This is a genomic window from Ralstonia psammae, from assembly GCF_958405935.1.
GTDB classification, from domain to species: domain Bacteria; phylum Pseudomonadota; class Gammaproteobacteria; order Burkholderiales; family Burkholderiaceae; genus Ralstonia; species Ralstonia psammae.
In genome coordinates this window covers 422,351-435,516 of record NZ_CATZBU010000003.1, presented here as the reverse complement: position 1 = coordinate 435,516, position 13,166 = coordinate 422,351, and the positions used below count along the sequence as shown (strand labels likewise).

Annotated in this window: 14 protein-coding genes; 7 read left to right on the top strand and 7 right to left on the bottom strand. The window is 65.1% G+C overall.

Translation table 11 applies throughout. From position 1 onward, the window contains the following. Positions 1-110 precede the first annotated feature (110 nt). From R2N16_RS08730 to R2N16_RS08715, 4 genes are read right to left on the bottom strand one after another with little or no spacing between them, the layout of a single operon-like run. Positions 111-815: a Crp/Fnr family transcriptional regulator gene (locus R2N16_RS08730; RefSeq protein ID WP_316665231.1), complete on the bottom strand. Its 705-nt coding sequence runs from the start codon at positions 813-815 to the stop codon at positions 111-113. After that, positions 808-1,443, bottom strand: coding sequence for a 2-hydroxychromene-2-carboxylate isomerase (locus tag R2N16_RS08725; RefSeq protein ID WP_316665230.1), 636 nt, complete (start codon positions 1,441-1,443; stop codon positions 808-810). The genes R2N16_RS08730 and R2N16_RS08725 overlap by 8 nt, the downstream gene beginning before the upstream one ends. Before the next feature lie 16 nt (positions 1,444-1,459). Next, complete coding sequence (locus tag R2N16_RS08720) at positions 1,460-2,134, bottom strand: 3-oxoacid CoA-transferase subunit B (RefSeq protein WP_316665229.1); 675 nt, start codon at positions 2,132-2,134, stop codon at positions 1,460-1,462. A 28-nt stretch (positions 2,135-2,162) separates the two neighbouring features. After that, the gene (locus tag R2N16_RS08715) at positions 2,163-2,927 is read right to left on the bottom strand and encodes a CoA transferase subunit A (RefSeq protein WP_316665228.1); all 765 of its coding nucleotides are present in this window, start codon (positions 2,925-2,927) and stop codon (positions 2,163-2,165) included. A gap of 241 nt (positions 2,928-3,168) precedes the next feature. On the opposite strand from R2N16_RS08715, the gene R2N16_RS08710 reads away from it, so the two are divergent. Together R2N16_RS08710 and R2N16_RS08705 are read left to right on the top strand one after the other, a co-directional pair. Then, positions 3,169-4,386, top strand: coding sequence for a cation:proton antiporter domain-containing protein (locus R2N16_RS08710; protein WP_316665227.1), 1,218 nt, complete (start codon positions 3,169-3,171; stop codon positions 4,384-4,386). 43 nt (positions 4,387-4,429) lie between these two features. Next, on the top strand, positions 4,430-4,984 hold the full coding sequence (locus tag R2N16_RS08705; RefSeq protein ID WP_316665226.1) for an NADPH-dependent FMN reductase: 555 nt from the start codon (positions 4,430-4,432) through the stop codon (positions 4,982-4,984). 416 nt (positions 4,985-5,400) lie between these two features. On the opposite strand, the gene R2N16_RS08700 is transcribed toward R2N16_RS08705, so the two are convergent. Beyond that, a complete protein-coding gene (locus R2N16_RS08700; RefSeq protein WP_316665225.1) occupies positions 5,401-6,102 on the bottom strand; it encodes a hypothetical protein in 702 nt (233 codons plus the stop codon). 294 nt (positions 6,103-6,396) lie between these two features. Here R2N16_RS08700 and R2N16_RS08695 point away from each other — a divergent pair, with 294 nt between their 5' ends. Continuing rightward, entirely contained in the window at positions 6,397-7,104 is a 708-nt protein-coding gene (locus R2N16_RS08695; protein ID WP_316665224.1) for a GNAT family N-acetyltransferase, read from the top strand. A gap of 6 nt (positions 7,105-7,110) precedes the next feature. On the opposite strand, the gene R2N16_RS08690 is transcribed toward R2N16_RS08695, so the two are convergent. Together R2N16_RS08690 and R2N16_RS08685 are read right to left on the bottom strand one after the other, a co-directional pair. Continuing rightward, entirely contained in the window at positions 7,111-8,727 is a 1,617-nt protein-coding gene (locus tag R2N16_RS08690) for a COG3904 family protein (RefSeq protein ID WP_316665223.1), read from the bottom strand. Between the two features lie 157 nt (positions 8,728-8,884). Beyond that, a complete protein-coding gene (locus tag R2N16_RS08685; RefSeq protein ID WP_316665222.1) occupies positions 8,885-9,406 on the bottom strand; it encodes a FlxA-like family protein in 522 nt (173 codons plus the stop codon). A 259-nt stretch (positions 9,407-9,665) separates the two neighbouring features. On the opposite strand from R2N16_RS08685, the gene R2N16_RS08680 reads away from it, so the two are divergent. Genes R2N16_RS08680 through R2N16_RS08665 form a run of 4 tightly spaced genes read left to right on the top strand, consistent with a single transcriptional unit; the run spans position 9,666 to position 13,160 of the window. Continuing rightward, positions 9,666-10,487 carry an ABC transporter ATP-binding protein gene (locus R2N16_RS08680; RefSeq protein ID WP_316665221.1) on the top strand — a complete coding sequence of 274 codons (822 nt, stop codon included), beginning with the start codon at positions 9,666-9,668 and terminating at the stop codon, positions 10,485-10,487. Further along, complete coding sequence (locus R2N16_RS08675) at positions 10,471-11,301, top strand: ABC transporter permease (protein WP_316665220.1); 831 nt, start codon at positions 10,471-10,473, stop codon at positions 11,299-11,301. Before R2N16_RS08680 ends, R2N16_RS08675 begins: the two co-directional genes overlap by 17 nt. Positions 11,302-11,340: 39 nt before the next feature. After that, positions 11,341-12,345 carry an ABC transporter substrate-binding protein gene (locus R2N16_RS08670; protein WP_316665219.1) on the top strand — a complete coding sequence of 335 codons (1,005 nt, stop codon included), beginning with the start codon at positions 11,341-11,343 and terminating at the stop codon, positions 12,343-12,345. A 20-nt stretch (positions 12,346-12,365) separates the two neighbouring features. Next, positions 12,366-13,160, top strand: a complete 795-nt coding sequence (locus R2N16_RS08665; protein WP_316665415.1) for an IclR family transcriptional regulator — start codon at positions 12,366-12,368, stop codon at positions 13,158-13,160. Positions 13,161-13,166: the final 6 nt, after the last annotated feature.

Sequence of the window (13,166 nt, the reverse complement as noted above, 5' to 3'; positions counted from 1 at the left end):
GGCGGCGCGGGGCGCATGCCGCAGCGTAACGATCTTGTCTTGTTGTGCCGCGATTCTAGCGGGTGCGGCCCGCTGCGCCGGATGAAGATTCGTTAATAATGGTGGGCCCGTCAGGCGCCGTAGCTGCGCAACCGCTCGAGGTCGACGACCGTCACGCCGCCGTATTCCAACCGCACCACGCCATCCTTTTCCAAGGCTTTGAGCGATTGGTTGGCAACCTGCCGCGTCATGCCGGAGAGCAGGCCGAGTTCTTCCTGCGTGATCTCCAGGTGGTCGCCCGCGCCGGGGTAGAGCACGGGGTTGAACAGCGACGCAATGCAACGCGCCAGGCGCGGCGTGACATCAAGCAGCCGGTCGTATTCCAGCAGCGCCATGAAGTGCCCGAGCCGCTCGTTGAGCTGCTTCACCAGAAAGCGGTTGAACGCGACGCTGTTGTCCACCAGCCACATGAAGGTGGCGCGGTCCATGAAGGCCATGCGCGTGTCGCGCAGCGCAACGATGTCGTAGCGGCGCGGCTCGTTCTTGAGCACCGTGCCTTCGCCAAACCAGCCGCCGGCGGGCACGCCCGTAAACGTGACGCTACGCCCCTCGGGCGATACCGTGCCGATTTTGATGAGGCCCGTGACAACGCCCGTCCAGCTTTCCAGCAACGTGTTCTTCGGGCAGATGCAGGCGCCGCGCGCATAGGTTTTTTCAACGATGCCGGCGCAGGCGCGGTCGGCTTCATCCGCAGGCAAATCGATCGACCACGCTGCGATATGCGCCAGGCGTGCGCGGGTGATGCCGGGACGCGAGTTTGTGTCGTGTTCAGCCACGCTGGACGCCCACCGGCAAGGTGCTCACGCGCTGCGCTTCGGGGGTGGAGAGCCAGCCGGAGCGCAGGCTTTGCAGAAACATGCCGGTGGCGTCCTCACCCCAGAACAGCTCGCCGTTGTGCACGAGCGTGGGTACCCCAAACACGCCCAGCGCGATGGCCGCATCGGTGTGGGCACGCAGGGCGTCTTTCACGGCGGGCTGGTCGACAGCCGTTGCGCCTTGCGCAAAGCCCACCGCCTCGCACAGGGCGGCAAAACCCTCGGGCGATGCCACATCGTTGCCGTCGCGCCAGATATGCCGGAAGACCGCACGCACGGCGTCGAGCGAGCCACCCATTGCAATTGTCAACCGCAGCGCCTTGATCGGGTTGAAGGGGTGCGCGGGCGGCATGCGAAAGGGGATGCCGAGCTGCTGCGCGCGAAACAGCGCGTGCCGGTACGTGAATACGCGCTTGGTGCTGATCTCGGCCGGGCCTTTCTGGCCCCAGTGGTTCAACAGCGCGCCCAGCACCAGCGGACGCGGGCGGATGACGATGTCGTTGGCCTTCTGCAGTGCATCGAACTGTTCCAGTTGCAGGTAGGCAAACGGCGAGATGACATCGAAGAACCAGTCGACAGTGATGGGCATGAACGTTCCTGGGGTTTCAAGCGGCACGCATCTGCAGCAGCGGCGCCAGCGTAAAGGGCGCTGCCGTCATGGCGCGAATGTCGTCGAGTGTCGCATGCGAGAGGATTTCACGCAGCACGAGCCCCGTGTCGGTCACGTCAAACACGGCGTGCTCGGTGACGATGACCTTCACGCAGCCCTGGCCCGTGAGCGGCAGCGTGCAGCGCGGCAGGATCTTGGAGTTGCCGTACTTGTCGGTGTGCGCCAGCGCGGCAATCACCTTGCGCGTGCCGTAGCAGAGGTCCATCGCCCCGCCGATGCCTGGCCACCACTTGCCGTTGCGCTCGCATGCCCAGTTGGCAAGGTTGCCCTGCGCATCCACTTGCAGCGCACCGAGGATGGTCACGTCGATATAGCCGTTGCGCATGGCGCCCAGGGACGTGGCGAGGTCCATGAGCGCCGCGCCGGGCATCAGGGTGATGGGCTCGCAGCCGGCGTTGGTAAAGTCGCTGTCGATGGCGTCCAGCGGGGGGCGTCCGCCAAAGCCGAAGGCGCCGTTCTCGGTGTGGAAGATGACGCCCGCCTCGGCGTCCAGGTAGTTGGCCGTGAGCGTGGGGATACCCAGGCCAAGGTTGACGACTTCGCCGGCGCGCAGTTCTTGCGCGCAGCGGGCGGCAATGCGTTGCTTGGGCGTTTCGGGCAGGGCATGCATGGGGCGGTCTCCTGGTGGTGATGGACGATCAGGCTTCGGCGGCAGCGGGCAGGCGGCCGAGCTTGGTCCAGTGGTGCTTGTAGAGTGCGTGCTGGTCGTCCAATGACAGCCCTTGCACCACCGCATTGACGAACACGCCCGGGCAGCCCACGCGCTCGGGCGGGATCGTGCCCACTTCCACGATCTCGTTCACCTCGACGATGGTGTAGTCGGCCGCCATGGCGATGTCGCGCTGGTTCTGCAGCGCCGTGCCGCGAAACTCCACATTGCCGAAGGTATCGGCGCGCCAGCCTTTGATGATCGACACGTCGGCGCGCAGGGGCGGCTCGACGAAGCAGGTCATGCCGTCCACGGTGATCGTCGGCTTGGGCGCACCGCGCTTGGGAAACATCCCGGGCTGGTCGAGGATGCCAACGCCCACCGGCACGAGCGCACCGCCCAAGCCCAGCGCACCCGCGCGCACTTTCTCGGCCCAGGTACCCATCGGAAAGAACTCGGCCACGTGTACGGAGTCGGTCAGGTAAGCCTGCGTCGATTCATCCGTCGTGCCGACGTGCGTGCCAATGAACTCGGCCAGTTGGCCGGAGGCGAATAGCCTGGCTTTGAGAAAGCCGCCGCGCAGCCCCGGCGTGTTGGTGATGAGCGTGAGTTGCCCGATGCCGCTGGCGAGCAGCGCCTCGATGCAGCAGGCCGGCTCGCCGGCGCCGACGAATTCGCCCAGCATCAGGCGGCTGCCGCTGCGAACGTGGGAGATGGCCTCGTCCACGGAAAGGACTTTGTTGGCGTAGCGCATGTGTTGTCTCCTTGGGGCCGCCCTTGGGGAGGGGATCTGCGGCGCAGTGTAGGAGCGGTGTTTCTGGCGCGATGTCTTCTGCATGACATTTGCTTCGTAAGGTTTCGCAAAGGGCAATCCTTATAGTTGTGACGCAACGTGAACAAATCCGCGCCGCAGTTGTCGCACAAGGGCCGGCCCGGCCCCGTTTCCTTTTCTGTTCCGCCATCCCATCCTTGAACCAGCCCCTTTCCAGGACCGCATGCACGTCGACACCCCGCTCATCTCCACCATCATCGGTGGCCTCGTGCTGGCCTTCATCTTTGGCACCATCGCGCAGCGCCTGCGGCTGCCGCCGCTGGTGGGCTATCTGGTGGCGGGCGTGGTGGCCGGGCCATTCACGCCCGGTTTCGTGGCCGATCAAAGCCTCGCGCCGCAACTGGCCGAGCTGGGCGTGATCCTCCTGATGTTCGGCGTGGGGCTGCACTTCTCGATGAAGGAGTTGCTGGCGGTCAAGGCCATCGCCATTCCGGGTGCAATCGGTCAGATTGCGCTGGCCACGCTCATGGGCATGGGCCTGGCGTGGCTGCTCGGGTGGGATTGGGGCCCGGGGCTGGTGTTCGGGCTGGCGCTCTCGGTGGCGAGCACGGTGGTGCTGCTCAAGGCGCTGGAAGATCGCGGCATCGACAACTCGCACGAAGGGCATATCGCCGTGGGCTGGCTGATCGTGGAAGACCTCGTGATGGTGGTGACGCTGGTGCTGCTGCCGGCCTTGGCCGGTGCGCTGGGCGGCGCCGGCAGCACGGCGGTCAGCACGTGGGACATCGTCAAGGTGCTGGCCGTCACGCTCTCGAAGGTGGTGGCGTTTGCCGCGCTGATGCTGGTGGTGGGCCGCCGCGTGATCCCGTGGATGCTCGAGCGCATTGTCATGACGGGCAGCCGTGAGCTGTTCCGCCTGGGCGTGCTGGCAACGGCGCTGGGCGTCGCTTATGGCGCGACGGTGCTGTTTGGCGTGTCGTTCGCGCTGGGCGCGTTCTTTGCGGGCATGGTGCTGGCCGAGTCCGAATTCAGCCAGCGCGCGGCCGAAGAATCGCTGCCGCTGCGCGATGCATTTGCGGTGCTGTTCTTTGTATCGGTGGGCATGCTGTTCGACCCGAGCGTGCTGATTGAAGACCCCTGGGCGGTGCTGGGGACGGTGCTGATCGTGGTGGTGGGCAAGTCGCTGGCGGCGTTTGCGGTGGTGCGCGCGTTTGGTCACGGCAACCGCACGGCGCTCACGATTTCCGCGAGCCTCGCGCAGATCGGCGAGTTTTCGTTCATCCTGATCGGGTTGGGGATCAGCCTGGAAATCCTGCCCGACCGTGCGCGTGGGCTGCTGTTGTCGGCAGCGATTTTGTCGATTCTGCTGAACCCGCTGATGTTTGCCCTGATCAACCGTCTCAAGCGCGAGGTGGCCCCAGAGCCCGCGACGGCGGAGTGAGCCTCAGGGCCGTCCTGAACTGTTTGGCACCCAAGGAGTGTTCATGAGCAATCTGACTATCGGCGTGATCGTCGGCAGCCTGCGCAAGGCGTCGTTCAACCGCCAGTTGGCGCAGGCGCTGGCGGGCTTGCTGCCATCGGGCGCGACGGCGCAGTTCATCGAGATTGGCGAGCTGCCGCTTTACAACCAGGATCTGGATGCCGACCTGCCCGAGCCCGTGCAGCGCTTTAAGGCCGCGGTGGCGGGCGTGGATGCCATCCTGTTCGTCACGCCGGAATACAACCGCGGCATACCGGGCGTGCTGAAGAATGCGATTGACTGGGGCTCGCGGCCGTACGGCCAGAGCGTGTGGGGCGGCAAGCCAGCAGGCATTGCGGGCGCGTCGCCGGGTGCAATCGGCACGGCACTGGCGCAGGCGCAATTGCGCAATGTGCTCGCGGCGGTCGGCGTGAAGGTTTTGCCGTTACCGGAGGTGTTCTTCCACTTTGCGGGGGAGCCCTTTGATGCCCAGGGCGGGGTGACGGATGCGCGTACGCGCCAGTTCTTGCAGGGGTTTGTCGACCGATTCGTTCAGTGGGCGGGTCAGAAACCAGCCTGACGAATCGATCGTTCGGGGTGTTCATGGCCGGGCGGGGAAGGGGTTCCCGCTCGGCCGTTTTGCCTTTTAGGGCATGGGAGGGCGTTAAGCCAGGAAGGCGGCGGCGCTGATGAGCCAACCTGCTGCTACGCAGCTCGCAATCCAGGCGGCCATGACGGCGCCAATATCCAACCATTTCATCATTGTTCTCCTTACAACACTTGCTTTGCTTGTTCAGGCAATCGATGTCTAAACAACTGTCACGAAGTGTAGGTGTTGCAATGCGGAAGAACAATACAGCGGTGGGTGAACAGACTGTTCCAAGAGTAACAACAGATTTCAGCCCTTGCGTGGACTGGCCTGCGCTTGAGCGCCGGGGCTGGTGCGTGGGCTGCACGTGTTGCTGCATTGCAACAACCGCGGCGAAGGCTCGGCGGCTACTTCGTGCGGAAGGTGGCGGCTACCAGGTCGGCAAAGCGGGCTTCTTCGGCAAATTCTCCCGGGGCACTGCGCCCCGCGGTGCCGAATACGCGCAGCAGGTAAACCGCGCCGTTACCAAAGAAGGCATACCCGCGAACGACGACAGTCCGCGCGGTAGACGTGTTCCATTCGCCTTCCCAGTAGATCAGTCGGCGCCCGGCAAGCATCTTTTGCGTTGGGGCCTTGCCGCGCACGAGACGGACGGCCCAGGCGGGGCGATCGCCATGCACGCGCGATTCCATGTGGTTGAGCAGGATCGCCAGATCGCGCGGGCGCAGGGCTTCCAGGTAATTGGGCGTGCCTTTGTCGAAATCGGATTTACGTACCGTGACCAGCGCGAAGCTCTCCGGAGCCACGGTCTGCTGCGCAAACACCAGCCGTGACGGACCGAACGGGGAGTTGATGGTCGCCGCAACAGAGGGAATGGGCGTTTCGCTGGTCAGCCGTGATGGGCCCCACGTGCGCGGCAAGGCAACGCTCGCACCGGCGTCGATGCGCATCGTGACGGGATAGGCGAACTTGGGCGCCGCCCAGGTCGGGCTCCAAGGCGCCATGCCGGCAAGGGCAATCCAGGCGGCCGCGCATGCGTATTGGGCGTATCGGGCGTATTGGGCGCAGCGGCTCCAGCAGCGATACCCCTCTGTAATGAACGGCGCCACTCGCGGGCTCCTGGCAGAAAAGATGGCGGACGATTCCGTGGGCGCGTGCATACCCCTGCACAGCAACGCCTATGCCTGTGCCCGCGCCTATTCGTGGCGCCGTTCTCCCCCGCCCTCAACATATCGATTTGCATGCCCATGCGCCACCGGCGTCTGGCGGGGCATCGAACGGATTAATCCGGGCGTGGGGTGTTGGGGTGGCTCTATCGGAATGACTTTCCGTGGCTCTTTTCATGGAGCCAGGAAGTTCGGTAGGGTGAAGGTTCCTTGTTGTTCCTGATCCAGGTTTCACGCATGACCACGCTCAACCCCTATCAGCAACCCATTGGCACGCCGCTGCCCGGCTGGACGGCCCGGCCGTTGCCGCCGCACACGCCGCTCGCCGGCCGCTACTGCAGGCTGGAGCCGCTTGACGCTGCCCGCCACGCCGACGCGCTGTTCGAAGCGTTCAGCCACGCGCAGGACGACCGCGTCTGGACGTACATGGTGGAAGGCCCGTTTGCCGATATCACGGCACACCGTGCTTATATCGCGCGCATTGCGGCGAAGCGCGATCCGCTGCAGTACGCAGTGATCGACGCACGCACCGATCGCCCGGTCGGCACCCTGGCGCTGATGCGCATCACGCCCGACCACGGCGTGGTGGAAGTGGGGGCGGTGACGTTCTCGCCGCTGCTGCAGCGGACGCCGGCATCGACCGAAGCGCAGTTCCTGCTGATGAAGCACGTCTTTGAGGATCTTGGCTATCGCCGCTACGAGTGGAAGTGCGACAGCCTGAACGCGCCATCGCGCCAGACCGCGCAGCGGCTGGGTTTTCAGTTCGAGGGCATCTTCCGCCAAGCGGTGGTCTACAAAGGCCGCAGCCGCGATACCGCGTGGTTCTCCATCATCGATGCCGATTGGCCGCAGTTGCGGGCCACGTTCGAGCAATGGCTGTCTCCGGACAACTTTGATGAAACCGGGGGCCAGCGCGCGTCGCTGGCCGCGTTGCGTTCGGCCTAACGCGTCTTATGACGCATCGGGCGCGGATGTATCGGCATACATGCCGCGCAGCGCCAGCGCGCGTTCGGCTTCCGGCAGGGCCAGGATGGAACGGGAGAAGCCGATCAGCGCCTGGCAGCGTTCGGCCGGCGGGGCGGTGTGGCGCAGCGCGGGGAGGGTCAGCACGCGCTGTTCATTCAGCGGAAGCGCGGCCACGGCCAGTCGCAGCACCGGCAGGGTTTGCGCACGCGTGACAACCGGCGCGTGGTCCGGGTCGGCCGCCTGCATCAGGTCTGAAAACAAGGCCTGCTCGCGGGTCACCAGCGTGCGCGGCAATCGCGCGGCCGCGGCGCTTGCCCCGGATGTGCCATCCAGATAAGCCACGCAGGCCTCCGGGCTCACGCGCTGCAGGGCCTGCGCCTGTTCAAGCGTGAGTTGCGCGTTGGCAAAGAGCAGCGCGTTGGGCGCAGTCGGAATCAGCGCGCGATACAGCTTGCCCGTCTGCTCGCGCAGCAGCGTTACCGCCTGCGCATCGGTCACGTTGCGCTGCAGCTCCGGCCACAGCGTGTCGATCAAGCGGCTGAAGTGGGCGGGGTACTTGCGCTCCAGCGTTGCATACAGCGGGGCGCTGCGCAGTTCTGCGGCCAGGGCTTCGCGGGTATTCAACTGCGTGGCCATGGTCGCGTATTCGCCGCCGGGCGATGTCCGCGTGACGACGTGGTCGGCCAGCAGTTCCTGCGCGGTGGGGAACCACATCTGGTCGAACGGTGTGTCCTGCACGCGGCGCACGAAGGCATCGGGCAGGCCTGCGTCTGAATACGCACGCCAGAGTTCGCTGTCGGTGGCGCCGGGAGTCTGATCGTGATCGGCGCCAACCGCGCGGGGGCGGTGGAACCCGATGCGCGCGCCTGGGGCTGCAGCGCGGTCAACGCCCGCGAGGAAGGCGATCGTGCAGGCTGAGGCGCAGGTCCGCTCGACGTACGTGCGCAACTGATGGCGGCGGATGACGTCTGCCACCAGCGTCCCTTCGCGCAGCCAGCCGCCTTCGGAGCGCAGCACGACGGCCGTGGCATTCGGCGCCTTGCGCAGCGCGGCTTCCAGTGCATCGGCGGCGCCATCGTTGATGCCGCCATTGAAGAGGATGGCGCGCCCATCGCGTTGCGGCATTACCGCAAATGGGGACGCCGCCTGCTCACCGAGTGCGGTGCGCAGATGTGCGCCCAGGCGCGGCCCGTCGTTGATGACGCGCGAGCTTGTGCCCACGGCGCCCAGCACGATCATCACCTTGGCAATCAGCGGCCACGGGTTCGACATGCCGGCGAGCCGGTTGCGCGCTTGCTCGCGATCGGCCGAGCGCCAGGTGCCCACCACCGCCCAGATCCACAGCGCCAATCCCAGCACATAAATAACGAGCAACGCCGAGGATGCCGCGCGCGCCGGAGCGTTATGCGCCAGCGCATGCGTGACCCCGGCGCTGAGCGCCACCACGCCAAATTGCATCAGCGCCGTGTGCAGCCAGTAGGAGCGGGCGAGGCTGTAGTCGCCGCGCCAGTGCCGTGCAAAGAAATTGCGCGATGGCGCGCGCTTCCGATGCGGATCGGGCGGGACAGTCGGGGGCAGGGCGTCGCTGGCGGCGGAGGTCATGCGTGTTCTCGATGCCGCGCACGGAATGGCGGCGCGGCGATTGTCGCTGTCGGCACCGCAAGCTGGCGTCCCCTCGATGGGAGGGGGTGATGAGGGCGTTGGTCCGGCATCGGCGGTGGACGCCATCAAGAAACGGCCGCCGCCGCGTTGCCGCCGGTCAGGCCCTGACGGAAACCAGAGGGGGCTCCGCCGGCGTGATGGCTTCAGCGCTGGCCGGGTGGGTCGATTGCGCCGATTGCGCCGATTGCGCCTGCGTTGCGTGGCGGGCTTGCAGCCGGGCGTCGCTCAACGTGGACGAGCCCGTGACCTTGTCTGTCGTACGCGCCTTGGTTGTCGCATCGGTGGTGCTGGTGGCCGCTGCACTCTTGGACGCGTTGTGGCGGTTCTCCAGCCGTGTTTGCGCTTGCTCCAGGCCGTTCTGCGCCTGAAGGCGCGCGATCTGCGCCTGCACGATCTGGATCTGCTGGCTGAGCAACTGTGCCTGCTCGCGGGCTTGATCGGGCGGCAGGTTCTGGGCGGGGAGATCCTGCATCGACTTCTGCAGGTTCTTGAGCTGGCGCTGCAGGCGCTCGATGTCACTGGCTGAGCTGCTCCCGCTGCCCGATGCGCCGGCGGTCGCAGTAGAAACGGAAGGGGAGGAAAGTTGCATGGCCATCTCGCTGATCAGTACGCCCTTCATCGGATGGCGGGCGGAAAACTTTAGCGTTCGGCCGCAACAATCGTTGCGGACCGATATCTTTTGAGTTCTATCAGAAAGAATAAAATTCCTTTAGAAAGAACAAAATTTGGCCTGAGGAGGGCAATTATGCGCGGAAACGCTCTCTTTTCCAGAGGTTTCAGGGTTTACGCCCGTTATCATTCGAGATGTCGCCTTATAAAATAGAATATAGTTCTATCAAACAGAATGCATCGAACCAGGTGCGTTCAAGGAGACGTCAATGCTTTCTTCCCCTCAGGTCGCCGGCGGCCGACTTCACGCCGGGTTGCCGGCGGTTCAGCTCAATCAGGTCTCGGTGCGGTTCGGCAGCTTCACGGCGGTGCAGGGCGTTGACCTGTCGATCGGTGAAGGCGAGTTCGTGGCCGTGGTGGGCCCAACGGGTTGTGGCAAAAGCACGTTGCTCAACGCCGTGACCGGGCTGCTGAAGCCGGCCGGCGGCACCGTCACTGTGTTTGGCGAGCCGTTGACGGGGCTTAACGGGGATGCGGGTTTCATGATGCAGCAGGACTCGCTGCTGCCCTGGAAGACGGCGCTCGACAACGTCGCGCTGGGTTTGGTGTTCCAGGGCGTGCAGGTGGAAGAGGCCCGCGAGCGGGCCCGTCCGTGGATGAAGAAGGTAGGCCTGGCCGGCTTCGAGGCGCGCTATCCGCATCAGCTCTCCGGCGGGCAGAAGAAGCGCATCAGCATGGCGCAGACGCTGATCCTCTCGCCCAAGATCGTGCTGATGGACGAGCCGTTTTCGGCGCTGGATGTGCATACGCGCCACCTCATGCAGAGCGAGCTGCTGCGCCTCTGGCAGGAAGACCGCAAATCGCTGTTGTTCATCACGCATGACCTGGAAGAGGCCATTGCCCTGGCCGACCGCGTGGTGGTGATGTCGGCAGGGCCTGCCAGCCGCCCGGTTGGCGATGTGGAAATCACGCTGCCGCGCCCGCGCAACGTGTCTGAAATCAACATGTCCGACGCGTTCATCCACCTGTATCGCGAGATCTGGTCGATCCTCGGCACCGAAGTGGAGAAGAGCCATGCCGTCCAGCACTAATACGATGCCCGCCGTAGGCACGCGGCGCGCCGGTCTCGCGCACAAGACCAAGATCCGCCTGTTCCAGCTGGCCGTAGTGGTGTTGATGTTCGGCGCATGGGAGGGCCTTGGCCGCGCGGGCGTTATCGACCCGTTCTATTTCTCGATGCCGTCGTCCATCGTTGCGCGCATCTGGGAATGGTTTGCCGCCGGCGACATCTACACGCACCTGGCCATCACGCTGGCCGAGACGATTCTCTCGTTCGGCATTGGCACGTTGCTCGGCATCAGCCTGGGGTTGTGGCTCGGCTTGTCCAAGCTCGCAGCCGAGGTGCTGGACCCGTTCATCAAGGTCTTCAACGCGATCCCGCGCATCCTGCTCGCGCCCATCTTCGTGATGTGGTTCGGGCTGGGGCTGACCTCCAAGGTGGCGCTGGGTGCAACGATGGTGCTGTTCATCACCTTCTTCAATACGTACCAGGGCGTGCGCGAGGTGAACCCCGTCATCCTGGCCAACGCGCGCCTGCTCAAGGCCAGCCGCATCAGCCTGCTGCGCCACGTGTACGTGCCGTCCGCCACGAGCTGGATCCTCTCCAGCCTGCGCGCTTCCGTGGGCATGGCGGTCATGGGCGCGATCGTGGCCGAGTACCTCGGTTCGTCTGCAGGCCTGGGCCACCTGATTGCGCAGGCCGAAGGCGTGTTCGATGCCACCGGCGTGTTCTCGGGGATCGTCGTGCTGTCGGCGTTCGTGATTGCGCTGGACCGCAGCGTGGATGCGCTCGAAGGCAAGTTGCTGGTGTGGCGCCCGAAGGCTGACCCCGAAGTTGGCACATAAGCCGGCGCCTGACCCCGAATAACGACGATGGAGACAACCATGAAACGATGGATTTCGGTCCTGTTGTGTGCGGCCGCCTGTACGGCAGCCAACGCCGCTGAGCCGGAGAAGAAGGACGTGAGCCTGTCGGTCGGCTCGATGATCTTGAACTACATGCCGGTAACGCTCACGCAGTCGCTGGGCAACTTCCAGAAGGAAGGGGTCAACGTCAAGGTGGAGAACTTCCAGGCCGGCGGCAGCAAGGCGCTGCAGGCGCTGATTGCTGGCTCGACCGATGCGGTGGTGGGCTTCTATGACCACACCATCCACATTCAGGCGCAAGGCAAGGACATCGTGTCGGTGGCGCTGCTCAACACCACGCCCGGCATCGTGCTGGCGGTGCGGCCTGACCTCGACATCAAGAGCGGCAAAGACCTGAAAGGCAAAAAGATCGGCATCACCGCGCCGGGTTCGTCTACCGACTTGTTTGCGCGCTACTACGCGATTCGCAATGGCCTGCAAGTGAGCGACATGTCGTATATCGCCGTGGGGTCGGGCGCACCGGGCATGGTGGCGCTGGATCGCAAGGAGATCGACGCACTGGTCAACTTCGATCCGGTGGCGAGCCTGCTGGAAAAGCGCCGCGCAGCCAAGTTGCTGGTCGACACGCGCACCGATGCCGGCTCCAACGCCGTGTTCGGGGGCCGCTACCCGACGGCCACGCTGTATGTCACGCGCGACTTCATGACGAAGAACCCCGAGACCGTCCAGCGCCTGGTGAACGCCTTCATCCGCACGCTCAAGTGGATCGATGCCAGCACGCCCGAGGCCATTGCCGACAAGATGCCCAAGGAGCAGCTCGTGGGCGGCCGCGATGTGTTTGTCGATGCGCTGCGCCACTCCAAGCCGATCTTCTCCAAGGACGGCCTGATGACCGATGCCGATGCCAAGGTGGCCCTGACGGTGCTCTCCAGCTACGACGACAAGATCCGCAATGCCAAGATCGACCTGAGTAAAACGTACACTAACCGCTTCGTCGACCAAGCCTTGAAGACGGTGAAGTGAACCGTCTCGCCCAACACGCCATGACCGCAGAGCGCCAAACCACCCAGAACGAGACCACGTCCGCCGCCAATGAGGGCGATGCCGCTACGCCGGGGCAGTCGGGCGTGGCCGCGCTGGACCGCGCGTTCTCGATCCTGTTTGCGTTCCGCCCGGGCGACTACGCACTCACGCTGGCCGAACTGGCCGCCCGCACCGGGCTCTACAAGAGCACGATCCTGCGGCTGGCAGGCTCGCTCATCCAGCATCGCATGCTGTTCCGCCTGGAAGATGGCCGCTACCAGATCGGTGCCGCGCCGTTGATGCTCGGTGCGCTCTACCAGCGCAGCATGCGCCTGGGCGACGTGGTCTTGCCGCACATGCGCGCGCTGGCCGAGGCCACGGGCGAGGCCGTGTCGCTCTACATCCGCGAGCGCGATGTGCGGGTGTGCCTGCACCGGGTGGATTCGAGCCATTCGATCCGCGATCACGTGCGCGAGGGCGATGTGCTGCCGCTGGAGCGCGGGTCGGGCGGGCGCGTGCTGTGTGCGTTCTCTGGCATGCAGGGCGCCACGTACGACGCGATCCGGCGCGATCACTACTACGTGTCGATTGGCGAGCGCGATCGGGAAACGGTTGGCCTGTCGGTGCCGGTGTTTGGTGCGCAGCAGGCCTTGCGCGGGGCGCTGTGCCTTGCCGGCCCCGCTTCGCGCATCGATGGAGCGCTGCTGCAATCGTGGCGCGTGCCTGTGCTCGAGCACGCCGCGCAAATCACTTCCACGCTGGGTGGCGATCCCGCGCCGCTGCGTCTGGCCGCCCAGCTCATCCAAAAACCCTAGGCTCCG